Origin of the sequence: Salipiger marinus (assembly GCF_035481585.1) — a bacterium.
Lineage (GTDB): Bacteria > Pseudomonadota > Alphaproteobacteria > Rhodobacterales > Rhodobacteraceae > Salipiger > Salipiger marinus.
Map to the genome: position 1 here is coordinate 42,192 of NZ_JAYKSL010000016.1, position 23,759 is coordinate 65,950.

A 23,759-nucleotide genomic window follows, 5' to 3' on the forward strand; every position below is an offset into this window, starting at 1 on the left:
CAACAGAACGGACAGGACAATGAGCTATCGTTCCAGCCTGACCCTGCTCATGCTGGCCGCCCTCGTGGCGCTTGGCTTCGGGCTATACGGCTATTTTGCCCCCATGACGGGCGTCACCGGAGTCTGGGGCCCGCTTGCCGCCAGTTTCGGCGCGCTGTGCCTGTTTCTGGGGGCAGCCCTGATGACACAGGCAAGGGCGCGGACCCTGCGCGTCATCCTGATGACCCTGCTGGGGCTGGCGCTGGCGCTGACCCTGCTGGCGGCGGTGCTGCTGCATCAATGGGGCATGGTCACCGCCCTTGCCATAGCCGGTCTTGGCTGGCTGACCGCCCTTTCCGGCCCCGAGGAGACCCGCGCATGACCCGGACCCTGACCTGCACCACGGCGCTCTTGGCGCTGCTGGCCGCCCCCGCGCTGGCGCAAGAAAACATGACGCCCCCCGCCATCGACTCCCCCGAGGCCGAAAGCCCCGAGACACCGGCGCAGACGCCGGAGGCCGAGGCCCCTGCCGCCGAGACGGACACGCCCGACGCGGCAGAGGCCCCCGCCGCTGAGGAGGGAGCCCCCGAGACCCCCGCAGCCGAGATGGAAACCGAAGCCGAGCCGGAAAGCGGAGAGGCCCCCGACGCCCCTGCGGCAGACCAGCAGGCCGCCCGGAATTTCCCGTCCGACGCGCGCATCCCGCCCTCTGGCACCGATTGGACCGGGTTCCACGGCCAGCTTTCGGCGGCAAAATATTCGCCCCTGACCCAGATCACCCCGGAAAATGTCGGCGATCTGGAACTGGCATGGCGGGTGCATACCGGCGACGTGTCCGACGGATCCGGCGATCTGCCCGCGACCGTCTGGTCGGCCACCCCCATCTATGCCAACGGCCTGCTTTATATCGGCACGCCGTTCTACCGCGTGCTCGCGCTTGATCCCGCGACCGGCGAAGAGGTCTGGTCCTTTGACAGCCAGTCGCGGCTGGAGGCGCTGACCCAGCCCGCGCTCAAGAACCGCGGCGTGGCCTATTGGGAAGCCGAAGAGCCGGTGGAAGGCGAGGCCTGCCAGAAGATCGTCTATCTGGGCACCATGGACGCGCGGCTCTTCGCCATCGACGCCGACACCGGCGAACCCTGCGCGGGCTTTGCCGAAAACGGCATTCTGGACGTGAACCAGTGGAACACCGTGAACGACCGCTGGCCGCTGTCGCTGCTGCAGCCGCCCACCATCGTCGGCGATCACGTCATCATCGGCTGGGCGGGCAATGACTGGGACTGGGCCGAAGCGCCGCCGGGATCGGTGTTTTCGGTCAATGCCCGCACCGGCGCGCTGGAATGGACCTTTGACACCATCCCCGAAGAGATCCGCCAGCAGACCGGCACCGCCAATGTCTGGACCGCGATGAGCGCGGACGAGGAGCGCGGCATCGTCTATCTGCCCGTCGCCTCGCCCTCGCCCAATTACTGGGGTGGCAACCGGACCGAAGAGATCCCCTATGCCACCTCCACCACCGCGCTGGACGTGAACACCGGCGAGGTGATCTGGTCGCGGCAATGGGTGCATCACGACATCTGGGATTACGACATCAACGCCGCGCCCACGCTCATGGACATCACCGTGGAGGGCGAAGACATCCCGGCGCTGCTGCAGCCGACCAAGATGGGTTTCCTGTTTGCGGTGAACCGCGAGACCGGCGAGGATATCTGGCCGATCGAGGAACGCGCCGTGCCCGCCGGCGACATCGAGGGCGAGGTCTATGCCCCCACCCAGCCCTTCCCCACCAACCCGCCGCCGCTGATCGACCAATCGCGCCTGCCCGATGTCTGGCCGCTGGCCGATATCGCCTCTTTCGGGGAATGTTCGCGGCTTTGGGATGAAATGGTTTACGAAGGCATGTATCAGCCGCCCACCACCGAAGGCGCGGGCGCGGGCGCCTATCCCAACAGCGCGGGTGTCGTGCAATGGGGCGGCGTGGGCTTTGATCCCGAAAACCAGATCGCGGTCGTGAACCTCAGCCACGTGGTGCAGCACATCCAGCTTCACCCGCGCGAGGAATATGACGCGATCCAGGGCGAAGCCGGGCCGGGCGAAAGCGGGTTTCACCCGCAGACCGGCGCGCCCTTCGGCATGTCGCTGCAGACCGCGCTGAACCGCTGGGGCATGCCCTGCTGGAAGCCGCCCTTCGGCGAGATGATGGCCATCGACATGACCACCGGCGAAACGCTCTGGCGCCGCCCCTTCGGCATGTCGCAGCGCTATGGCTTCTACATGCCCGAGGCCTGGGGCTCGCCCACCATCGGCGGTCCCGCCCTGACCGCCAGCGGCCTGATCTTCATCGGGGCGACCATGGACAGCATGGTGCGCGCCTATGACCTGCAGACCGGTGAAAAGCTGTGGCAGGATCTGACCGAGGCGCCCTCCGTGTCGAACCCCGCGATCTACGAGCACGAGGGCCTGCAATACGTGGCCTTCATCTCGGGCGGGAATTCGATCCTGAAGCCCGAAGTGGGCGACATGGTGTCGGTCTACCGCCTGCCCCGCGACTAAGACACCCCCCGCCCCGCCCTTGCGCGCGGGGCGGGGATGATCCGGCCGCACTGCTGCGCCGCCTTCGGGCGGTTTTTGCCGGCTGCGGCCCTTTCCTCCCCACAGTCCCGCCCGGAACAGCCCGACAGCCCTGTCTGTCGGCCAAACGGCGCTGTGCAGGGTCGTCATTTCACAAAACCTGCACATCAGCAGGAACATTCGCTGCTCCTCTCTGGTTGGTGTCCCGAACAGCCACCCAAACAAGGAAGGCGCAGAAATGCATTCCATCATCTACATTGTCGGGCTCGTCGTCATTGTTCTGGCAATCCTCAATTTCGTCGCATGACACAGGAGGACACCCCCATGACCACAACCGAGCACACGTCCGGAGCCAGCGACGAGGCACGCCGCCTGCGCGATGACGCCGCGCGCAAAGCGCAGTCGCTGCAGGCCGATGCCACCGATCAGGTCCGCGACCGGGCCGAACACGTCAAGGACAGCGTTGCCGAGGATGTCTCCTCGGTAGGCGACGCGCTGCGCACCGCCTCGGGCGAATTGCGCAAGGGCTCGCCGCAGGCGCAGATCTTCGGCTCGCTCGCCGAGCAGCTGGCAGGCTTTTCCGACGCGCTGCGCGGACGGGATGTCACGGAGATCGTGGGCGAGGTCAGCGCCTTTGGCCGTCGCAACCCGGCAGCCTTTCTGGGGGGCGCCGCCCTCTTGGGCTTCGCCGCCGTGCGCATGGTCCGCGCCTCCGCCCCCGAGGCGACACCGACCGGATCTGCCCCGATGGACCGGCCCGCCCCGTCGGATCCGCTTGCCACCCCCGCCGTGCAAAGCACCCCCGCCACCCCCGTGATGACGCCGCCCGTCACCCCCCCGCAGGAGGACCGCTGAACCATGGAACCGCACAAGACCGAAAGCACCACCTCCCTGCTGAGCACCATCGTTGACCAGCTGAGCGCCCTGATCCGGGCGGAGCTGCACCTTGCCAGATCCGAGGTCGACCAGAACCTGCGCCGCGCTGGTGTGGCCCTGGGGATGATCGTTGCCGCCGTGGTGCTGCTGATGACGGCGCTCAACGTGCTGGCCGCAGCGCTGTCCGCCGGGCTCGCCGAACTGGGTCTGGACCCGGGCTGGGCCGCCCTGATCGTGGGCGTGGCTTTTGCCGGGATCGCTTGGGCGCTGCTGTCCAAGGGGCTCAATGATCTCAAGATGTCCAGTCTTGCCCCCAGCCGCACCGCCGAAAACGTCAAGCGCGACGCGCGCGCCGTAAAAGGAGCCTGAGATGCCCAGCGACACCCGCAGCCCGCAAGACATTGAACGCGACGTGGAGCGCCATCGCTCCGACCTCTCGGATTCGCTGCGCGAGATCCAGTCCCGCTTCACGCCGGAAGCCGTGGTGCGCGAGGTGACCCAAGCCTTTCGCAGCCATGGCAGCGAAATGGGCACCGCCGTCACCCGGTCCGTGCAGCAGAACCCCGTGGCGCTGGCCGTCACCGGCATCGGGCTGGCCTGGCTGATCTTTGGCCGCTCGCATGATGACCGCCCTGCTGCCCCGGCAGCTTATGACCCGCTGCAGGATGGGGTGGACCGCCCCGATCCGCGCGCGCTTTACGGCACCCCGCCGGTGCATCCGGCGACCACGGGCCGCGATCCGTCTTACCCCGCATGGCTTGATGCGACTGACCGCTATGACGGTGGCACCTCTGACGAGGAAAGCACCCGGGCCAAGGCAGCGCGAGGCATGTCACAGGCCGGGCATGACGTTGCGCATCGCGCGTCGCAGATGCGTGACCGGCTCTATCACGGCACCGAACATCTGGGGGACACTGCGCGTCAGCGGATCGCTTCGGCTCGGCATGCCGCCGTGACGGCACGGGACCGCGCGGCGCCCGTCCTGCGGGACAACTGGCGCGCCGGTCGCGACAATGCCAGTCGGTTTCTTGAAGAGCAGCCGCTGGTGGCTGGCGCACTTGCCATTGCGGTAGGGGCGGCACTTGCCAGCGCGCTGCCGCGCACCCGGACCGAAGATGCCCTGATGGGAGAAGAATCCGACCGGCTGGTCCATGAAGCCGAGCGGATCTTCGAAGAAGAGCGGGAAAAGGCCAAGCAGGTTGGCAAGGCCGCGCTCGACGAGGCAGGCAAGATTGCGGACGAAAAACGCAGTGACGCCGCAGATGCCGCCCGCACGCTGTCTGATGAGACCCGCGACGCTGCAGCCCGCGTCCGTGGCGCCGCAGAAGAAGAGGCCGACCGGCAAAAGCTGACCTCTCGCGAAGTCTAAGTCGGCGATCAGAAAAAGGCCCCCCGGCTCTGCTCCGGCGGGGCCTTTTTACGCAGGGCCGACATTGGCTCCACCGGGAACAAAGGTCCGGACCACCTGTTAAAAGGCCTGCCCCTGTCGCCGCAGCGCCGGCGCCTCGCGGGACCGTTCCACAACAAGGAGACCGATTGTGGCCAACAAGACCCTCGACACGCTGTTTCACGAAACGCTCAAAGACATCTATTACGCTGAGCGGAAGATCACGACCGCGCTCCGGAAAATGGCGCGCGCGGCCAACAATCCCGACCTGAAAAGCGCGTTTGAAACCCATGAACAGGAAACTCAAGGCCAATATGAGCGCCTGCAGGACGTGTTTGAGCTGATCGGCAAACGCGCGCAGGGCAAGACCTGTGACGCGATCGAAGGCATCATTGCCGAAGGTCAGGAAATCATGGAGGAATTCAAGGACAGCCCTGCGTTGGACGCGGGCCTTCTTGCTGCCGCTCAGGCTGTCGAACATTACGAAATCAGTCGCTACGGCACCCTGAAAAGCTGGGCGCTGCAGCTTGGCATGAAAGACGCTGCAAAGCTTCTGGACCAGACTCTGCAGGAAGAGCTGGCAACAGATGCCAAGCTGACCAAGCTGGCGGAATCCGTGGTGAACGAGGCTGCGGAGGCCTGACCCAGCGGGGCGCCGTGGCCCACCCGCGGCGCCCACTTCATATGCGGATGGATGGCGCCGCCGCCTCATGATGCATCCGCTGCAAGCTGAGTGGCAGCAAAGTCAATCCAGTCCTGCACATTGACCAGACGGCCGACCAGACCCAAGGCCTTGCCCAGCGTTTCTGCATCCGCCTGCGCCAAGTCCTGCAAACTGCTCACGCCGTTAACGTGCAAAAGCCAGATCAGCCCGATCCCCGCCCCCGGAAGAGCGGCAAGCGAGCTGTCGCGGAGCGCATCTTCCTGCCACTCCAGTTCAGACGGCCCGATGCCTCGCAGAGGCTTGGACTCTGGATCGGCAGCTTCTGGCAACTTAAAGCTCTGTTCAAGGAGTTCAAGGGAAGCCTCCGTTTGCCTTCCAAGTGTATCCGGCGTTGTCTGAAGGGCCAGTTCGGCCGTCGCTTCCTGAGCCTCCGGCTCGTCCAGACTATCTTGAGTCGTCCCTTGGCCAAGCGCCAGCTCTGTCGATGTATCCGGATCAGGCACCTCTGGCGGCGGCAGTTCCGCCAAGAGATCAAGAGAATCGTCAGCACTCTCCTGCCCGGATGTACTGTCCTGTGGTTCATCCGCCCCCGTATCCCCCAGTATTTCTGAGGGGAAAGCCTCATCTTGCGCGGGCACCATAGGCTCACCCTCGGCAACAGGCGGAAGCGATGCCCGTTCGGTGAGGCTCGCGGCCTTGCTGGAGATGGAAAGCGGCAGCTCTTCTACAGAAGGTGGCAAGGCTGCAGGGCCAGCGCCTGTCAGCGAATCCCGTCGCGCAAGCCGTTCCGCCCGCAGGCTTCTGATGCCTTGCCGGGCTTCAGACCGCACGGACCGCGCCCATTCCCGATAATTTTCACGCTCGGTCATATCTCTCCTCCCGACTGCTTCAGGCTGTCCGGCCATTTGGCGAGCGCCCCTTGCGCCAGATGTGCGAGCCGATCGTGCCACTGTCGGTCAGCAAGGCAGGTCTCGAGAAAAATCAACAGATCCAGAGCGCTATGAGGAGGATCAGACCAGCCACCCCACATGCACTGTCTCTCGAGCCAAAGTCCTGCTTCGTCCAGAGTGCGCGCCACCACCGCATCCTCGCGCCCGGCAACACAAAGAGAAACGGCAAGCCGCCCGTCCTGCCGGGCCCAGAGTGAAACCGCGTCCTGTTCCACGCCAGTCGTATGGCACAGCCGGGTCCCGACAAAGCGCAGTGGCCGTTTACTTTTGCGCGTCAGGGTGACTGTCCCCGAATGCAACACGTCTGGTCCAAGCGCAGCGGGTGCAAGCGACATCAGCAGCCTTCATCCTTGTGATCAAAGAGTCGAACCCTGACATCGTCGCGCCAAATCCCTAACAATTGGCTACCAAGCGCGAAGGAGTCAAAAAATAAGGACTTAGCTAACCAGTTAAGATTTTCCAATATATGCGATTCGCAAAATATCGGATACGTGGTCGGTACGGAAGAGTTCAATAAGGGCAGTCTTTCAATGCGGCTGAAAGGAGCGTTCCGAGTATGGAAACAATAGGATACCTGAAGGAAAGCGGTGACCGCTTCGAATTCCACTACGACAAGCTTGGATTGGTCATCCGCGGAAACTATCCGGAATGGGTTCTGGCCGCTGCGTCGGAAATTATTCAGGATACGGCACGGCTTGAATCGCAAAGTCGCGTTGAAGAACTGTCTGCGCTCGTCGAATTTGGCGAAGCTACGGAGATGGATGTCGACGCACATAAGGTCGACATGAAATTTCGCTTTGAAGTCCTTCCCCAATGCGTCGTGAGCATGGGAGCAATGGACTACCGATGGGCCAGCGAGGAGGCGCGCAGGAAAGTGTCGGCCGAATTTGATGGCCACGCCCTGCGGAGGCTCCATGATATGTCCCTAACCCGCAACAACAGCTTCCTCCAGAACGAGGAAGGGGTTGAAATGTCCGACGGCACGGCGTGAACGAGCGAGGATCGACACAATGGAAATCATACCTTTCGGAAGCCAGGACATCGACAATATCCTGAGCCGCGAGCCCCAGCGCGCCGAGTACCTCCCCTTTGGGGCGGTTCTTCTGGATCGGATGGGCAAGATTCTGAAGTACAACAAAGCCGAAGGCCTGATCGCGAACCGCGTCCCTGATCAGGTGGTGGGGATGGACTTCTTCAACCAGATTGCTCCTTGCGCTAAGGGCAAGCGCTTCCATGGCGAGTTCATCAAATTCCATCGTACGGGTCAGGTGAACGTCATGTTCGACTACAAATTCGGCTACAAGGGCACGGATGCGAACGTGAAGATCCACATGAAATCTCAACCCGATGGTCAGTCCTGCTGGCTGTTCGTGAAGCGGGTATGATCCGCGGAAATGGAGATGCCGGGCGAGGGCACGCGATACCGGATCCGGATTGATCCCGAGCTAAAACGGCTTCGCAGCGGGGTAATTCTACCGGAGACTGTCACTGCTGCACATGATTTCGCTGCGACCCGGCAAAGTCGCGCCCCGCGCCCGCAACCTGATAGCTTCCGGTTGCGGCGTGACGGGCTAAGGCCGCTTTGCTTCGAAGGCCTTTTTTTGCTTTCTATGCCTCTACTTGGGCAAATAGGGGATTGCGTGCGCTTTTACCTCGCTAGCGATGATCGCATCGCTATGCAGGTGGTTGCTTCGCATAGCGATGCCCGGCCTCGCTATCTGGCGGCATTCATTGCTGATCCGAGCGAGATTGCGGCAATAATGGCCCGTGTTGGTTCAAATCTATCGTGGGAGGCTGCGGCCCCTGTCCCTGCCGGTGCGCTTTAGGCCTCCGGTCCTGTCACCCGAACCTGATCAGCCGACGTGTGTCCGGCGAGAGGAGTTGCAATGCAATATATGACCGAAGCGAAGTTGACTGAGCAGGTTGTCCCCTTTTACGAAACGTCGGTCCCGACACAGCGCGCTTCTGCTGAAATGCAATACCGCATCAAACGAATTGGGGCACGACCGCTCATCTTCACGGGCGCCGAACTTGGAATGGCAATGAGCTTTGCTCCGGACATGGCGTGGTGGTATGAATTCAATCTTTTCCGAAGCACGCAGGGTTTTGTTCTGACTGTGAAGCGTTTCTATCAATCGGAAGACGAAACCGATTACTGTCGAGCGTGGGAGTTCGATAACCTGGACGCTGCAATGACTGCGCTGGAGAAGTACGACGCCGCACAGGACGTGAAGGCGGAGCGCTTTATCCCCTCTCCAAGCGCAAGTGCGGCGGAGTTCGCAGCCTGCGCGATGCAGCTTCGTGCTGAAATCTCCGAAGCGCGTGCCCACTTTGCCAGTCTGGTGGGCGAATTTCTTCATGAGATTGATGCTGAAATGTGAGAAGAGGGGGCGCCGATGATCCACCATGGCCAAGCCTTGAGACTATGCAAGGCGGTGATCTTCGAGACTCTGCTCCGCCTTTTCCCGGATCGCGCCCGACGCCTGCACCCCGCACAGTGGGGTGCTACGATGCGGCTGGACGAGGACGGCCTTGGCTTCGACAGCCTTGCTCGCATCGACCTTGTTTCAGTTTTCAACACCCGGTTTTCTCTACAATCAACTGGTGTTGAAGACTACATGTACATCCAGCCGCAACTGGATATTTGGGCTGACCTACTGGAAGAACATTTTCGTCTGCTGCCGACTGCTGCCGCTATGGGTTTTTTTACCTCGGGCAGCACCGGCGCGCCTAAGTTACTATTCCACCCTCTTGAAGACTTGTTGACTGAAATAGATGTGCATATTGCACACAGCCTTGTTGACCGCCCCGGCCGGATCGTGGCCCTGGTGCCTCCGCAGCACATTTATGGCTTTCTTTTTACGGTGCTGCTGCCCTCCCGTCTGAAGGTCAGCGTCCTGGATCTGTCTGACAAGGGCCCCGGTGCCCTGTCGCGGCACCTTGATGCGGGCGATCTTGTGATCGCTACGCCACATCTTTTTGCTCGGGCTTTACCGTTCTGTTCCGGCAAGCCGTTGTCCGCCCATGCCCTATCTTCCACGGCGCCTGCGCCTGACAGTCTCTGGACTTTGGCGCGCCGCGCCGGTCTGGCCAGCGTTACCGAGATCTACGGCTCTTCCGAAACCGGCGGTGTCGGGACCCGGCGGAGCGCGGGGGCGCTGTTCCGGCTGCTGCCGCACCTCGATGCTGGTGATCCCCCAACCCGGAATGGTCAGAGGCTGGACCTGCAGGACCACCTGATCTGGCAGGCAGAGCAGTTCCGTGTGCTTGGCCGTTGCGACCACGCCATCCAGATCGGTGGACACAACGTGTCCATGGCCGCCGTAGCCGCGACTCTGGAACGTCATCCGCACGTGGCACAGGCTTATGTCCGGCCAGAGGGCGAGCGGATCAAGGCGTTTGTCGTGCCCTGTCCTGGCCTCGACCCCCTTGTCTTGGAAGACACCCTGCGCAGTCTGATGGACGCGGAGCACGCGCCCGCCGCCCGGCCCGTCAGTTACACGTTTGGCGCCAGTCTGCCACGGAACTCGCTTGGCAAAGTCACAGACTGGTCCAATCAGATGGAAATGCCTCTCGGCGGTTAAGCAGACATTCATCTTGTGGATGCTATGCCGGGTGCGACGGGAGGCCGATGCGTTGTCCCCGCAGAAACAGGAGCCGCGCTTGGCACATTCGCTTTATCCTGAAGACACGTCACCTATGGCCCCCGACAGCTTCTTCGAGGATGAGGAGTTGTTGTCGCTGCAAAGCCGGGCCTTGGCCTATCTGGCGGTGCGGGTGCCGGTCCATCTGCGTGGTCCCGCGGGCATGGGCAAGACGACGCTTGCGCTGCGCATCGCGGCTCGACTGGGCCGCCCCGTCTCTTTTCTGACCGGGGACAAATGGCTGACACGCGAGGACATGGTGGGTCGCGAGATCGGGCGCACCGCACGTCAGACCGTTGACAGCTACATCAGCCGCGTCCGTCGCACCGAAACGCAGGAACGGTCCGACTGGAAAGACGCGATCCTCACGGAGGCGATGCGCCACGGTCATACCTTGATTTATGACGAATTCACCCGGGCCTCGCCCCAGGCCAATTCGGTGCTGCTGTCGGTGCTTGAGGAAGGGGTTCTGGTTTTTCACGACGCCCGGGCCGGGCGACAGCATATGCCCGCGCATCCAGAATTCCGCATGATCCTGACCTCCAACCCGCGTGATTATGTCGGCATCGAACATGCCCCCGACGCGCTGATCGACAGGGTTGTAACCTTCGATCTGGATGACATTCCAGCGGACACCGAACGCGGCATTGTCGCCGCGCGCACGGGTCTGCCGAAGGAGATGGCGGACAGGTTGGTGCAGTTGGTGCGCGACCTGCGGCGCGGAGATGCCGGTGCGGCGGCGTCTATTCGCACCGCGCTTCTGCTGGGGCGGCTGGTGGCCGCGCAGCAGACGAAGATCAGCGCGCGGGATCCGAATTTTGTCCAAATCTGTGTGGACGTCCTGCGCAGCCGCTATGGTCGCGGCGGTTCCGAGGGGTTCGAGGCCGCGCTGAAGCAGGCCTTGCGGGCTCTGCCGACCGAAGACGACGTGCAAGAGATGAAGGTGGCTTCATGAAACGTCCCCCTACCGCCCATCCTCGGCGTCCCAATTCTGTCTGCCGCCGCCCTCCGCGCACCCGCACCGAAGCCGCCGTAGAGCTGGTCAAGGTCGAGTTTCAGCGTGACCGGCTGCATCGCGGCCTGATGGAGCTGAAGCGGCGTGGCCAGTTGGCTGCAGAGGAGTTGCGCACCAACACCCGGCGCGCAGATCAGCTGCTGTCGCGACTGGCCGAGCCGGAAGGGGAGCCCTGGCCATGACCGCTCCCAGAAAAACTGCGGAGCAGGGAGATTGGGCCGTGCCCGCCTCTTCGGCACGTGTGCAGCCAAGTCCCCTCTCCCTGTCCCCCGCCGTGGCCCTGGCCCGCGCCGCACTGCCCGACATCACCATGCAACCCTTTGACGGAATAGCCTCTGCAGAGCGCGAGGGCCCCGGATGGCGTGTGGTGATCGAGGTCATCGAAAGCCCTGCCCGCCTTGGCGACAATGACCTTCTGGCAGCCTACGAACTGATGCTGGATGCAGAGGGCGAACTGCTCAGTTTCCGTCGTCTGCGCCGGTATCACCGCGAGGAGCGTGAGCCATGACCCAGCGCAACGCTTTGCAGCCGGACGGGCTTGCCGACATTCTTGAACGGATTCTCGACAAGGGCATCGTCATCGCGGGCGATGTTTCAGTTTCTCTGGTGGGGATCGAGCTTCTGTCCATCCGGCTGAGGCTCCTGATTGCCACCGTCGACAAGGCCAAAGAGCTTGGCATCAACTGGTGGGAAAGCGATCCACGGCTCTCTGCCGAGGCTCATCGGCTGGAGCAGGAAAACCAGTTGCTGATCGAACGAATTGCGGCGCTGGAGCGCCGCCTGGATCAAGGCCAGATCGCTGGAGGACTCATATGACAGATCATAAAGATCAGCCACAGAGCGACACACCGCCCGATCCCGAGGCAGGCGCCCAGGCTCGGCTGACCGAGATCGATCTTCGGCTTGGGGGGCTGCTGAGCAGCCTATCTGACGGAGTCCGCGAGATTGCGGACAGGCTGCGCCCGATTGCGGATCTGGCCGCCGACACGGTTCATGTGGATCATCACATCCGTGTCGGCGGCCTCGCGGAGTTTCAGGAGGCCGCCAGCGCCAAGTCGCGCCCGGCACCGGAGCATGAGGTGCGCCAGACCACAGCCGACTGGACCCTGACAGCTCACCTTCCCGGCGCAAGTCTTGCCAGCATTCGCATCGACAGCCACCCCGGACAGCTGACCGTTGACACGCCTCGCCACCGCCTGTCGATCCAGCTGCCGGAGGATCTCGCGCGGGAGCAGATGGAAATGACCTTCCGTGCCGAGACGCTCACCCTGCGGGCGCCGCGGACGGGAGAAGAAGCATGACCTCGGTTTACCTTTATGGCCTGCTTCGCCGCCCTGATCTTGACGCGGCGCTCGCCGGACAGCCGGTTGACGCTCTGTCCGGATCCGTCGAGGCGCGGAGAATCGGGGAGTGGTCTCTCGCATATGGGCCGAGCGACGGGACACCCATGCCGCAGCGTCGCCGTTTTCTCAAAGACCATGCCCGTGTTCTGGAAGATTTGATGGCTCATGGTCCGCTGCTGCCGTTTCGCTTTGGTCATGTCAGTCACGACGCCGCCCGGATCGATCACCTCATCACCGCCGCCGCAGACGAAATCTCTGCAACCTTCGAGAGACTCGAAGGCCATGCCGAGATTGGTTTGCGCGTCGCCTTTCCGCGCGAGGCGGCGCTGGCCAGCACGCTGGCCCAAGATGACGGCCTGCGTCAGCAGCGCGACCGGCTTGTCAGCCACGCCGGAGGCTCCCAGCTGGACCAGATCGCGTTTGGCCGTCGCGTGGCGGAAACGCTGGATCTGCGCCGCGGCCTGGCGCAGAAGGCGCTTCTGAAAACCCTGCGACCCCTCGCCCGCGATCATGTCCTGCAGGCGCCTGAAGACGATGTTCAGGTTCTGCGTGCCGCGTTTCTGGTGCCGGAGACGGAGGTGGCCGCCTTTACCCGCGCGGTCGAGGAGGCGGCGTCCTGCTGTGGCTTTGCCGATGCCGCCCCAGAGATCCGGCTGGTTCACCCGACCCCGCCGTTCAACTTCGTGTCCTTTTCACTGGCCGATGCCGACATGGACAGGGAGGTCGTGTGATGGGCCTGCTGCGCAAGCTGATCACGGCCCCTGTCACGGCACCGCTCGCCGGGGCAATCTGGGTGACAAAGCAGGTGGCAATCGCCGCAGAGGCCGAACATTACGATCCGGCGCGCCTCCGTCGAGCCCTGGATGATCTGGAGCAGGCGGTCGATCAGGGCCTGATCGACGAGGCAGAATATGACGCGGCGGAGCATGTTCTCCTGCAGCGGCTGGCCCAGGCGGCGGAGCTTATAAAATGACCGAGCCTCTCGCTCTGCTGCGCCGCCCACGCATGCCCCTTCCCGAAGGCTTTGTGGAAAAACCCTTCGGTGCGCTGGCTCTCGTGGAAGGCCCTGCCCCGGTGCTGACAGGCTTTGCCTTGCGGCATCGGCGCCGCGCCGTCCTGCGCCGCGCCGCAGAACGACAGGCCCTGATCGAGGCTATGATGCCATACGGTCCGGTGCTGGTGGTCCCGCCCGGGATCCGCCTGCGTCCCGCCGATCTGGCCCCGTGGGAGCGGGAACTGACGGCATGGCTCGACCGTCTTGAGGGGAGGGTGCAGTTTCAGCTGACCATCTGCGCGGACCAATCCGGGCTGAGCGCATATTTTGCGGAACGCCGAGCGACCGCGCCAGACCTGCCCCCCGAACTGCTGTCACAGACACTGGTTGCCGAGATTGAGGCAGCGCTGGACCCGCTGGTGCTGGACAGGATCATCCTCCCGGTCAGCGGACCCGAGATGCTGCTGAACCGGGTGCTCCTTATCGACGGGGCCTCGGAAAGCCAGCTGGATCTGGCGCTGGCCCGGATTGACGCCATGTGGCCGGAGGGACTGCGGCTAAAACTGGTGGGGCCCAGCCCGGCGATGTCTTTTGCGCTCGCGACCCTGCGCGCGTTGCCGTGGTCCGAACTCCAGCTGGCGGCGCAGGCTTTGGGGATGTCGCCTGGCTCAGTGCCCACCCTTTCCGCCCTGCGCGCGCTTTCCACCGCGCGGCGGACGGCCCTGATGCGGGGCGCAGACCCTGACGCCGTGGCGCTGCTGTCACGGATCGCGGCGCTGGACCTCGCCGAAGGGCCGCTGCCACCGCTTCATCTGCTGGAGGTTCGGCGCGACGGATGCGCGACACCGGTGCACCCGTCAAGCCTGCCGCCCCCGATTCTGCCATGGGCGAGGCCAGCATGACCCCGCTTTGCCTGCATGGCGTGATTTTCCCTGCCGACACCCCAGCAGAGGCACCACCGCACCGACAGGTGCCCCTGGGTCCGGTATCTGCACTGGTGTCCGACCTGACCACTCCGCCCGGGGAACCGGACGGGCTGCATGCCGTGTTGGCCCATGATTTGTTGCTTGGGCTTTACCTCATGACCGGGCCGGTCCTGCCGGTTCGGCTGGGCACATGCTTTTCTGACGGCGCAGCACTGCAGGCGGCGATCACGCCGCAACTCCCCAATCTGGAACTGAAGCTGCGCAAGATGTCGGGACTGGCCGAGTATGCGCTCGTGGTCGAGGAGGCGCCTCTGACCCCGGTCCAGCCCCTGCCGCAGCCTGCGAACGGGCGGGATTTCCTGCGCGCCCGCAAGCAGTTGCGCGACACCCGCAGCTTTGAGGCAGAGGCGCGCGCCACAGACCTGCGGCATCTGCGCAGCCATGCCAGTGCCGTGGCGAAAGACTGCGACCTGCGTCCGGTCATGGCCCCACGGCTTCTGTCGCTGTCGCTGCTGATGGACCCGGTGGCGGCGACGCTGCTGCAGACCTCGCTCCCGGACTGGTCTGCCGCATCGAGAATGAGCGCGCGCCTGACCGGTCCTTTCCCGCCGTACAGCTTTGCGAACCTGCCCATGGAGGATATGACGGATGCCTGACCCTCAGCTTTTATCTCCCCGCCATGCCCTGTCCGGCAGCGACCGGACGCTGGTCGATCTTGTGGATCGCGTGCTGGACCGGGGCTGCGTGATCGAAGGCGAGCTCTGGCTCACCGTCGCGGGGATCGATCTGGTCTATCTGGGCCTCAAGGCAGTGCTCACCACGCCGGACCGTCTGCTCCGGGGCGAGGCATGATTGCCGTAGGTCTCTGCCGGGCGGAAGAGGCGGGCGAGTTCGATCACGTTCAGACGGGCCCGCTGGCCCTGCTCTGGCAGCCGGACGGAACCGACACGGACCGGCTGGATCGCTGTCTTGCCGCACAGGAGCAGCTCGGCGCCTTTCTTCCCTTCTCACCGCGGCAGGCGCCAAAACTGGCCGCAGCCTGCGACTGGATCAGGCCCCGCATCGCAGCCTTAGGTGCGGCGCTTGACGACCTCGCCGGTCAGGGGGAAATGCTGGTGACCCTGCAGCCTGACACCACCGGGTCGGGTCCGCCGTCCAGTTCGGGACGGGACTGGCTGCGGGAACGGACGCTGCAGCATGCCCGCCTGCGCGCGATGCAGGACTGCCTGCGGGATCTCCTGCCCGGCGCACATCTGCTGCCCACCTCTCCGGGCGCTCCGGTGGAGGCGACGGTGCTGCTGCCGCCGGTTCTCATGCACTCCCATGCCAGAACGCTGCATGCCGCCTGCCCCGAGGGCGTCGACTGCCGGGTCTCGGGACCATGGCCCGCCTTTGGCTACGCCGCAGCCCTCACCGCCCGCCTGACGGAGCCGACGTGACCGCGCCCGACCCGACCCAAGACTGGCCCTCGCCGCTGGCGGAAATTTCCCGCCTGGAGATCGACCCGGAGCGGGTGGAACAGGACATGGCCCGCCTCGTGCTCGGATTGATGGAATTCCTGCGCAAACTGATGGAACTGCAGGCGGTGCGCAGAATGGACGCGGGCAGCCTGACCCCCGAAGAAGAAGAGCGGCTTGGCCTTACCCTGATGCGGGCGGAGGAGGCATTGCACCGGCTGGCTGCGCAGTTCGGGCTGCAGCCCGGCGATCTGTCGCTTGATCTCGGGCCGTTGGGACGCAGCGTCTGAGTCCCCTTAATCCGACGTTAGGCTGCCACTTCTAGGATGCATAGAAACCTGATCGGAGCCTGTCACCAGTGTCGCTTGACGAATCCCCCGGTACCGTCGCCTCGGCTGCAGAGGCAGAGGCCGTTCATGCCGACGACCCGACTGCAGCAGGTGCTGCGTCCGGCCGCCGCACCACTGCTCACGCTGAAACCTATGGGCTTGTGGGAATTGCCGGCACATTGGTGGCCATCGAGGTTCTGCATATCCGTGAAGCTGTGCCTTTTCCCGGAAACGTCAGCCCCTTGGCGATGGACCTGCCCGGTCTGCTCGGGGCGATGGTGCTGCGACAGGACACCATCCCGCTGACCGATATCGGTGCCATTCTGGGCCTTTACTCTGAACAGCCCCTGTCCGAACGGGTGGTCATCATCCTGATGGACGATAGCCAGCAGCGCATGATCGGCCTTGTGGTCGACTCGCTGCAAGGCATGACCTCCCTTGATGACCAGCATCTGGCCGAGATGGGGGTTGTCGGAAGCGCCGCCCTCCTCGCCGGGGGGCGCAGCTTCGTACATGATGGCTTGGTCGTGGGGATTCTCGATCCGCGTATCCTGTTTGACCAGCCGCAACTGCCTTTCGCCCACCAGCGCGCCCGACCCGTCGGCGGACGGCAGGCGGCTCAGGGCGGTCGTTCCGCCTGCCTGCTGTGCAGCTATAACGGCCATGGCATCGCCTTCCCGGTGGAGGACATCCACGCCACGATTCCGATGCACACGCTGCGTGACAGCCCCATTGCACATGGACCCTGTGACGGGGTGATCCAGCTTCACGGCGCGGATATTCCAATTCTCGACAGTCTGCAGGTTCTCGGCCTTGGCGCCAATTTCTGCAGGCCCGAACGCTCGGCTTCGGTGGCGATGCGGGTGCCTGCGGGCGGGTATGTCGCCTTTGAAATCGACCGGTTTTTTGACATCGTGCATATTCGCAACGACGAACTTCTGGATGTGCCGTCGGTGATCTCAACCCGGAAGAACCTTTTTTGCGGCATCCACATGCGGCCCGATGGCAGCCATTACCTCGTGATGGACAGCGGACGCGTGTTGCGGGACCAGGCCTTGGAACAACTCGCCGCCACCACCGCAAAAGACATGTCCGACCCGGGAGCTGTGGAGGCGCTGGGGCCGGCGGAACTCTACCTCGTGTCCCGTTCGGCACAGCAGCGCATGGCCTGCCGGCTGATTGACATTGTCGAGATCCTGCGGCTGCCCGAAAGCCTGCTGTACGCCGAAACACGCCATGACGGATACATGGGCGTGCTCAGCCATCGCGCCCGGGTCGTGCCGATTTTTTCGGTCGCCAGCGTTCTGGGAGAGTTTGCCTTTTACGAGGAGAACAAGGCCTGCGTGCTGCTGTTCCGGCTGGGCGAACAGCTTTTTGGTGCCGCCGTGGAGCAGCTGGAGGAGGTGACGCGCTGTCAGCCCATCGGTCGCGAGGCCGAAAAGATGCTGCGCAAACCGGACACTGGCGAGTTTATCCAGCATTTCGATCTGGCGCGGGAACTGCCGGTCTCCGGCGGTTTCTTCTGACAAAGGAGCTTTCTGCGTGCCATCCGATCCAACTGACGAGTTGCCCCAGCCGACCTACCGCCCCGTTGTGCCCCCGCATGGGGCGATGGCAACGCTGATGCGGATGATCTCGGACAGCGAAAGCGAGCTGTGTCGCCGTCTTGACGACATGGAGCTTGCGACAATGGAGGTGGCGCATCTGCTGACACTGCCACCGGAGGACATGGGGGAAGACACACATTTTCCCGCCCGGGCAGAACGGATCCTCGGACGGATTGATGAGGGCCTCGGCGCGATGGGCCGCAGCCTGCCCGACATCCTTGCACGGGTTTGCGACTCCGAAGATGCGGTCAGCCTGGGGCTCGACCGGCTCGCAGAGGGTCTTGCCGCATTGCGGGCACAGCAGACCGACGCGCAGCGCGCCACCGAGACGGTGATTGCGCAGCTTGCAGCAGCGGCCCCGCCCGAGGCCGACCAGAGCCCGCATCTGGCGGAGGTGCTGGAGGACATGCGCATCCGGCTGGAGATCCTGACCGAGGCGCCCCCGCCCGCCGGAGAACCGGCGCTGGATCTGACCCCGCTACGTTACGAACTTGCCCATGGCGTGGACCGGATCGCGGCGCTTCTTGGCAGTCTGGACCACCGGAGGGATGCAGAGCGACAGGGCATGTTCGCCCTGCAGCGGGCGCTTGGCGCTACGGTCCAGCGGCTGGAAGCGGCGGTCACCGTGCTGCAGGATCAATTGGCCGCGCGCCCGCCGGACTCGACCACTTTTCCGCAGGACGGACCGGTGCAGGATATCTGCACCCGTCTCGACCAGATTCAGGTTCAGATTGACGCGCTTGCCTCGTCTCCGACTTCTCCCGACCTGACCCCGCTGCGCGTTGAGATCGGACGCAGCGTGGACCGGATCTCCGCGCAGATCGGGGCACAGTCACATCGGCTTGAGGCGGAGCGGCAGGCGTTGGGAGGCTTTCTGACCGGGTTAGGCAGCATCTTCAACAGGCTTGATGCCGCAGCGCGGCGACTCGAAGCGCAGGAGCCGGTGCACGGGCTGGAAACGCGGCTGGCCCGCATCGAACAGCGACTCGGCGATCTGCAGAAGACCTCTGCGGACGGGGTGCCCGAGGCCCTGCGCGACATGACGATGGTGCTGGCCGAGATGATTGCGCGCCAGGAACGCCAGCAGGCGGCCCAGCTGCGCACTTCTGCTTAAAATACATAGATGATCTTAACTTCGGTGCCCTAGGAAATTCACTCAGGATTATGAATTCGAGGCGATGACTCGTCGGGGGAATTCCCCGGTCCAAGCGGACCAAATGTAACGAGGAAAGGGACACTTCATGGCAGTTGAAAAGACTTTGGCCTCCACCAGCCTGACAGAGGTGGTGGACCGCATCCTGGACAAGGGCATCGTTGTGGATGCTTTTGTGCGGGTCTCTCTGGTGGGGATCGAATTGCTTTCGATCGAGGTCCGCGCCGTTGTGGCCTCGGTCGAGACCTGGCTGAAATATGCGGAGGCCATCGGCCTCACCGTCGACCCGCAGGCCACCTGACCCGGCCCTGCAATGCGATCCGGAAGACGGGCCGCGCGGGCAGCCCGCCTTTCATCCGATCCGGCGCCTAAGCCGGCCATGGCAGCGTCAGGCCCGCCCTGAGCATGATCCCGCAGGACGCCGCAGCGGATCGCCAAGACGAAAAACTTCCCCGGCGCCGATGGCCCAAAGGGCGCAGGCCGGATCACCATAGGACATCGCGGATCATGAGCGACCTCACCAAAGACCTGCCTCTGACGGAGTTCGGCAAAGCCATCCTCGACTCGGGATTTGCGATACGGCTGCGTCCATCGGATGGTACGGCGCTTGCCTTGTCCAGTGCGGCCCGGGCGGCACTGGGGGTCGACCCCCAGCTGCCCTGCGCACTGGCCGATATTTTTGACCTTCCTGCCGCGCTGAACCCAGACCCCAAGGCCACGGTTGACCTCCATCTTGGCCTCCGCTCAGGTGGGATGTTTCAGGGCCGCAGCCTGCCCATTCCGCAGACTGAACCGCTTGAACTTCTGCTCGTGGGCGAGCGGGTGTCGGCCCCATCTCCCATTGTCGCACCGCTGCCTTGCCTGGATGCCATCAACGCACATTACGGCGTGATCGAAGTGACCCAGATCGGCGAGGTCACCGGTGTGAACGCCACGGCTCTGGCAATGCTTGGCATGGAAAGCGCCGCGTTGACCGGCTCGCGGATCGACACCTTCTGCCTCGACGAAGCTCATGCCACGCAGCTGCGCACAGCGCTGGCAGGTGAAAGCGTGACCCTGAATCTGGACCTGCGCAAGGGCAATGGCAAAGCACTGGGAGCGGTGGTCAGCGTTCTTCATTGCCACGAGGCGTCGGGCGAAACCCGCGTGATCCTGCACCTGCTGGACCGCACCGAGCAGTCGCTGCAGGCTGACCGCGACAGCTGTCTGGCCGATATGGTGGATCACACCATGGCGGTGGTTGAATATGCCGGAGATGGCAAGATTCTGTCGGTGAACGGCACCTATCGCGACATCACGGGCTTTGCCGCCGACGAGCTGGTCGGCGAGGATCAAAGTGTCCTGTGGGTGCCGACAGACGTCAAGGCCGGAGCGGCGTCCGAATTCTGGGGGGCGCTTGGCACAAAACTGATGGCCACCGGCACTTATAAGCGTCGCACCAAATCAGGCGCCCTGCTTTGGGTGACAGCGTCTTTTCTGCCGCTCCGAGACAAGGCCGGAGAAATCGACCGGGTGCTGAGCATCGTTCAGGATGTCACCGAAATGACCCTGCAATGCGCGGAACTTCGGGCCCTGGAGGATGCGCTGCATCGCGGGAATCCCTTTCTTCAATTCGACCCCTCAGGCGCGATCACCGCCACCAACGATGCCTTTCTTGCGCTTAGCGGCTATGACATGGACAGCTTGCTTGGCCTGAAACACCGCGACATCTGTCCGGACTCCGTGACCCAAAGCCTCGACTATCGCGATTTCTGGCCGAAACTGCGGAAGGGAGAGCCCATCTCTGGCGTCTACGCGATCGTGTGCCGGGACGGCAGCGAAGTCTGGCTGCGCACGCGATACGTGCCGGTGCTCGACAGTGAAGGCAAAGTTTACAAAATCATCATGATAGGCGAAGATATCACCGTCCATCTGATTGAATCGACGGAAGTCAAAAACAAGCTGGCAGCGATCGAACGCAGCCAAGCCGTAATCGAATTTTCCGTTGACAGCACAATCCTTGCGGCAAATCAGAATTTCCTTGATCTTCTGGGGTATAGCGAAGCAGAAATCAAGGGAAAGCGGCATCGGATTTTCTGCGCGCCTGACTATGTCAAAAGCCCTGAATATGAGGATTTTTGGAAATCCTTGAGAAATGGCGAATTTATGCAGGGCGAATACAAACGCCTGACCAAAAGTGGACGAGAAGTCTGGATCCAGGCCACCTACAATCCGATTTTTGATCTATCCGGGACCCCGGTGAAAGTGGTCAAATATGCCACGGATGTCACCGAACGCAAACGCGCCGACATGGACCTTCATAACAAGCTGCGCGCCATCGACCGCAGTCAGGCCATGGTTCAGTTCGATATGGAAGGCTATGTGCAGATGGCCAATGACAATTTCCTGCGGGTGATGGGATACTCGCTGCGGGAGGTCAAGAACCAGCATCATTCCATGTTCTGCGATCAGGACATGATCCGCTCGGAACAGTATCGCGACCTTTGGGCGGATCTGCGCGAAGGAAAATTCATGACCGGCCGCTATAAGCGCATGGGCAAATTCGGTCGGGAAGTCTGGGTGCAGGCGACCTACTCGCCGTTGCTGGACAGCCAGAACCAGCCGATCGGCGTGGTGAAATATGCCTATGACATAACCCAGCAGGTTCATCTGGAGCATGAAATCAAACGGCAGGCGCAACGGATGGATGAGGTTGTGGAAGCCCTCTCCAAATCGATTGCCCAGATCGGGGAAGCGACTCAGGCTTCGCTGAGTGCTTCTGACAATACCACCCAGACCGCCAGTCAGGGGCTGGACTTCCTCAGCGCCGCGATCGAGGCCATCAAACTGATCGAGAAATCCTCGACGGATATTTCGGAGATCACCCGGGTGATCAGCGAAATCGCCAACCAGACCAACCTGCTGGCCTTCAATGCCGCGATTGAAGCGGCGCGCGCGGGGGAACATGGCGTCGGTTTTTCGGTCGTGGCCGACGAGGTGCGCAAGCTTGCCGAGCGGAGTTCGAAAGCCGCGCATGAAATCGGCAAGCTGATCATCGTGTCTGGTGAAAGGGTCGGTCAGGGGACCGAAAGAACTCAATCAGCGCTGCGCAGCTTCGAGGATATCGTGGCGTCCATGGCCCGTACCGCAAATTCCATCCAGACGATTTCCAGCTGTGCCGCCTCTCAGGAAAAAGTGTCGGGCCATATGGTGAGCATGATCGACGATCTGAACAAGGCGGTGCAGGCGCAATAACCGGCGGAGCCCTCAGAGTGTCACACCACACGCATCAAAGCCTGCCGCCGTGGCCAAGACCTATCCGCCGCATGGCTCTGGCAAAAGCCTTTGGCGAACCATGTTCTGATCCGGCGGCTGTTCCCATGGGGCCATGTGCCGGTCATGGCCATGGCGCGGCGCCTGACCATGAGACAAGCCTGACATGTGGTGAGGGGGTCGGCCTCCGTCTCGACCGGTCACCCGGTCTGTGCGCGTCCGGAGGAAGGGGCGGGCATTTTCCTGTCGCCGGAAGGTATCAGGCAGCATGTGGGCAGCCTCTTCACACCCGTACCGCGGCTGAGGCCGCGCGCACCGGTTTCGGAAAACCAGACCTCTCGCAAGAGCCTGCTCAAGATGTGGTGGCACTGCCCGAGCAATATGGTGGCACTGGTAGGCCCAAGTGGCGAGTTTCCGGTGCCGCTGGAGGACCGCCAGATCCTGCTGATGCGAGTCAGGGCGCCAGTCCCGCAGAGCGCCCTGTCCGGATTTCACCAGACCAAGGGCCAGCGATCCTTCCATGATTCCGGGCAACCTTCAAAAACCAGGCTCCCGACCTCCGCCCGCGCGCCCGGTGAGGGGCGGCTTGACCCAAGGGTCTGACCGGGCCAGCCCGCCGTGTGACCGTTAGCCAGACAGGTCAGCCCAGCACCGTGATCTCGGCCACCCGCTGTTTCAGGATCCGGCAGATCAGCTGCGACAGCAGCAGATATTCCTTGTGCCGGGCCGAGCCGCGGCGCCAGACCATGCCGATGGTGCGCGCGGGCGCCGTGCCGCGGAAGGGGCGCGCCACCACGATGTCCTGCGGCTCCACCTCGGATCGGACGTAAAGCGCGGGCATCAGCGAGATGCCCATGCCCATGGCCACCATCTGCCGCAGCGTGTCCAGACTGGTGCCTTCGTAATCATGCGAGATCTCGGCGCCATAATCCCGACCGATGTCGCGTACCTTGTCATAAAGGTTATGCGCGGCTTCCAGCGCGAGGATCGTCTCTCCCTTCAGCATCGCCGGATCGACGGCGTTTTCGGCGGCAAGCCGGTGGTCATGCGGCGCCACCACATGGATCGGCTCGCGGAACAGCGACAGCGTCTCGAAATCGGCGCGGCGCACGGGCAGCGGAAAGAACAGCAGGTCAAGCGATCCGTCCTCCAGCTCGCGCAGCACGGTCGCGGGCAGACCCTCGCGGATGTAGAAGCGAAGCTGCGGATAGTCGGCATGCAGCTGCGGCACGATCAGCGGCAGCAGGTAGGATCCGGTCGACTGCACCACACCGACGCGGATCGTGGAGGCCAGCACCCCCTGCCCGGTGCGCCCGATCACCCGCATCTCCTCGACCTCGCCCAGAACCCGCCGCGCCCGCTCCACGATGGCGGCACCGGACGGGGTCAGCGCGACGCGCGCGCGGGTGCGTTCCACCAGCTGCGCGCCCAGCCGTTCTTCGAGTTCGCGCAGCTGCGCGCTAAGCGTGGGCTGGGTGACGTGGCACTGTTCGGCGGCGCGGCGGAAATGCAGATGATCTGCCACCGCGACGAGGTATTGCAGCTGTCTGAGCGTGGGCATGTGGGCCTCTTATAGATAGTTTCTATCAAAAATGGGCCTTCATTCGATTGG

The 23,759-nt window shown here is 63.4% G+C and carries 29 protein-coding genes; 26 read left to right on the plus strand and 3 right to left on the minus strand.

Annotation, left to right across the window (positions count from 1 at the left end; all coding sequences use genetic code 11):
* Positions 1–19 precede the first annotated feature (19 nt).
* From VK682_RS18960 to VK682_RS18985, 6 genes are all read left to right on the plus strand, one after another.
* Complete coding sequence (locus tag VK682_RS18960) at positions 20–361, plus strand: hypothetical protein (protein ID WP_089851883.1); 342 nt, start codon at positions 20–22, stop codon at positions 359–361.
* Positions 358–2,532 carry a pyrroloquinoline quinone-dependent dehydrogenase gene (locus VK682_RS18965; RefSeq protein WP_324782361.1) on the plus strand — a complete coding sequence of 725 codons (2,175 nt, stop codon included), beginning with the start codon at positions 358–360 and terminating at the stop codon, positions 2,530–2,532. Before VK682_RS18960 ends, VK682_RS18965 begins: the two co-directional genes overlap by 4 nt.
* Before the next feature lie 342 nt (positions 2,533–2,874).
* Positions 2,875–3,405: a hypothetical protein gene (locus VK682_RS18970; RefSeq protein WP_324782362.1), complete on the plus strand. Its 531-nt coding sequence runs from the start codon at positions 2,875–2,877 to the stop codon at positions 3,403–3,405.
* A gap of 3 nt (positions 3,406–3,408) precedes the next feature.
* On the plus strand, positions 3,409–3,795 hold the full coding sequence (locus tag VK682_RS18975) for a phage holin family protein (RefSeq protein WP_089851888.1): 387 nt from the start codon (positions 3,409–3,411) through the stop codon (positions 3,793–3,795).
* Position 3,796: 1 nt separating this feature from the next.
* Entirely contained in the window at positions 3,797–4,795 is a 999-nt protein-coding gene (locus VK682_RS18980) for a DUF3618 domain-containing protein (protein WP_324782363.1), read from the plus strand.
* Positions 4,796–4,964: 169 nt separating this feature from the next.
* Positions 4,965–5,456: a YciE/YciF ferroxidase family protein gene (locus tag VK682_RS18985; RefSeq protein ID WP_089851891.1), complete on the plus strand. Its 492-nt coding sequence runs from the start codon at positions 4,965–4,967 to the stop codon at positions 5,454–5,456.
* 65 nt (positions 5,457–5,521) lie between these two features.
* On the opposite strand, the gene VK682_RS18990 is transcribed toward VK682_RS18985, so the two are convergent.
* Positions 5,522–6,346 carry a hypothetical protein gene (locus tag VK682_RS18990; RefSeq protein WP_324782364.1) on the minus strand — a complete coding sequence of 275 codons (825 nt, stop codon included), beginning with the start codon at positions 6,344–6,346 and terminating at the stop codon, positions 5,522–5,524.
* Positions 6,343–6,762 (minus strand): hypothetical protein, encoded by a 420-nt coding sequence (locus tag VK682_RS18995; protein WP_324782365.1) that lies wholly within the window; start codon positions 6,760–6,762, stop codon positions 6,343–6,345. Before VK682_RS18995 ends, VK682_RS18990 begins: the two co-directional genes overlap by 4 nt.
* Positions 6,763–6,983: 221 nt before the next feature.
* Between VK682_RS18995 and VK682_RS19000 the strand changes: the two genes are divergently transcribed.
* From VK682_RS19000 to VK682_RS19095, 20 genes are all read left to right on the plus strand, one after another.
* Positions 6,984–7,418, plus strand: a complete 435-nt coding sequence (locus tag VK682_RS19000; protein WP_324782366.1) for a hypothetical protein — start codon at positions 6,984–6,986, stop codon at positions 7,416–7,418.
* Between the two features lie 19 nt (positions 7,419–7,437).
* Entirely contained in the window at positions 7,438–7,812 is a 375-nt protein-coding gene (gene pyp, locus VK682_RS19005; RefSeq protein ID WP_324782367.1) for a photoactive yellow protein, read from the plus strand.
* Between the two features lie 501 nt (positions 7,813–8,313).
* Positions 8,314–8,808: a hypothetical protein gene (locus VK682_RS19010; protein ID WP_324782368.1), complete on the plus strand. Its 495-nt coding sequence runs from the start codon at positions 8,314–8,316 to the stop codon at positions 8,806–8,808.
* Positions 8,809–8,823: 15 nt separating this feature from the next.
* Entirely contained in the window at positions 8,824–10,011 is a 1,188-nt protein-coding gene (locus VK682_RS19015) for an AMP-binding protein (RefSeq protein WP_324782369.1), read from the plus strand.
* 79 nt (positions 10,012–10,090) lie between these two features.
* Positions 10,091–11,026 (plus strand): gas vesicle protein GvpN, encoded by a 936-nt coding sequence (gene gvpN / locus VK682_RS19020; RefSeq protein WP_324782370.1) that lies wholly within the window; start codon positions 10,091–10,093, stop codon positions 11,024–11,026.
* Entirely contained in the window at positions 11,023–11,268 is a 246-nt protein-coding gene (locus tag VK682_RS19025; RefSeq protein ID WP_324782371.1) for a hypothetical protein, read from the plus strand. Before gvpN ends, VK682_RS19025 begins: the two co-directional genes overlap by 4 nt.
* Positions 11,265–11,594, plus strand: a complete 330-nt coding sequence (gvpO, locus tag VK682_RS19030) for a gas vesicle protein GvpO (RefSeq protein ID WP_324782372.1) — start codon at positions 11,265–11,267, stop codon at positions 11,592–11,594. Before VK682_RS19025 ends, gvpO begins: the two co-directional genes overlap by 4 nt.
* Positions 11,591–11,902 carry a gas vesicle protein GvpJ gene (gvpJ, locus tag VK682_RS27440; RefSeq protein ID WP_089851032.1) on the plus strand — a complete coding sequence of 104 codons (312 nt, stop codon included), beginning with the start codon at positions 11,591–11,593 and terminating at the stop codon, positions 11,900–11,902. The genes gvpO and gvpJ overlap by 4 nt, the downstream gene beginning before the upstream one ends.
* Positions 11,899–12,387 carry an Hsp20/alpha crystallin family protein gene (locus tag VK682_RS19040; protein ID WP_324782373.1) on the plus strand — a complete coding sequence of 163 codons (489 nt, stop codon included), beginning with the start codon at positions 11,899–11,901 and terminating at the stop codon, positions 12,385–12,387. The genes gvpJ and VK682_RS19040 overlap by 4 nt, the downstream gene beginning before the upstream one ends.
* The gene (locus VK682_RS19045) at positions 12,384–13,160 is read left to right on the plus strand and encodes a GvpL/GvpF family gas vesicle protein (protein WP_324782374.1); all 777 of its coding nucleotides are present in this window, start codon (positions 12,384–12,386) and stop codon (positions 13,158–13,160) included. Before VK682_RS19040 ends, VK682_RS19045 begins: the two co-directional genes overlap by 4 nt.
* Positions 13,160–13,402 (plus strand): gas vesicle protein GvpG, encoded by a 243-nt coding sequence (locus VK682_RS19050; protein ID WP_324782375.1) that lies wholly within the window; start codon positions 13,160–13,162, stop codon positions 13,400–13,402. Before VK682_RS19045 ends, VK682_RS19050 begins: the two co-directional genes overlap by 1 nt.
* Positions 13,399–14,325 carry a GvpL/GvpF family gas vesicle protein gene (locus tag VK682_RS19055; protein WP_324782376.1) on the plus strand — a complete coding sequence of 309 codons (927 nt, stop codon included), beginning with the start codon at positions 13,399–13,401 and terminating at the stop codon, positions 14,323–14,325. Before VK682_RS19050 ends, VK682_RS19055 begins: the two co-directional genes overlap by 4 nt.
* On the plus strand, positions 14,307–15,005 hold the full coding sequence (locus tag VK682_RS19060; protein ID WP_324782377.1) for a GvpL/GvpF family gas vesicle protein: 699 nt from the start codon (positions 14,307–14,309) through the stop codon (positions 15,003–15,005). Before VK682_RS19055 ends, VK682_RS19060 begins: the two co-directional genes overlap by 19 nt.
* Complete coding sequence (locus tag VK682_RS19065; protein ID WP_089851020.1) at positions 14,998–15,201, plus strand: gas vesicle protein; 204 nt, start codon at positions 14,998–15,000, stop codon at positions 15,199–15,201. The genes VK682_RS19060 and VK682_RS19065 overlap by 8 nt, the downstream gene beginning before the upstream one ends.
* Entirely contained in the window at positions 15,198–15,788 is a 591-nt protein-coding gene (locus VK682_RS19070) for a hypothetical protein (RefSeq protein WP_324782379.1), read from the plus strand. Before VK682_RS19065 ends, VK682_RS19070 begins: the two co-directional genes overlap by 4 nt.
* Complete coding sequence (locus VK682_RS19075) at positions 15,785–16,096, plus strand: gas vesicle protein K (protein WP_324782380.1); 312 nt, start codon at positions 15,785–15,787, stop codon at positions 16,094–16,096. The genes VK682_RS19070 and VK682_RS19075 overlap by 4 nt, the downstream gene beginning before the upstream one ends.
* Before the next feature lie 68 nt (positions 16,097–16,164).
* A complete protein-coding gene (locus tag VK682_RS19080) occupies positions 16,165–17,661 on the plus strand; it encodes a chemotaxis protein CheW (protein ID WP_324782381.1) in 1,497 nt (498 codons plus the stop codon).
* Between the two features lie 16 nt (positions 17,662–17,677).
* Positions 17,678–18,856: a hypothetical protein gene (locus VK682_RS19085; protein WP_324782382.1), complete on the plus strand. Its 1,179-nt coding sequence runs from the start codon at positions 17,678–17,680 to the stop codon at positions 18,854–18,856.
* A 127-nt stretch (positions 18,857–18,983) separates the two neighbouring features.
* Positions 18,984–19,196 (plus strand): gas vesicle structural protein GvpA, encoded by a 213-nt coding sequence (gene gvpA / locus VK682_RS19090; protein WP_089851011.1) that lies wholly within the window; start codon positions 18,984–18,986, stop codon positions 19,194–19,196.
* A gap of 206 nt (positions 19,197–19,402) precedes the next feature.
* On the plus strand, positions 19,403–22,129 hold the full coding sequence (locus VK682_RS19095; protein ID WP_324782383.1) for a methyl-accepting chemotaxis protein: 2,727 nt from the start codon (positions 19,403–19,405) through the stop codon (positions 22,127–22,129).
* Between the two features lie 658 nt (positions 22,130–22,787).
* Here VK682_RS19095 and VK682_RS19100 read toward each other — a convergent pair.
* Entirely contained in the window at positions 22,788–23,708 is a 921-nt protein-coding gene (locus tag VK682_RS19100; RefSeq protein ID WP_089851007.1) for a LysR substrate-binding domain-containing protein, read from the minus strand.
* Positions 23,709–23,759: the final 51 nt, after the last annotated feature.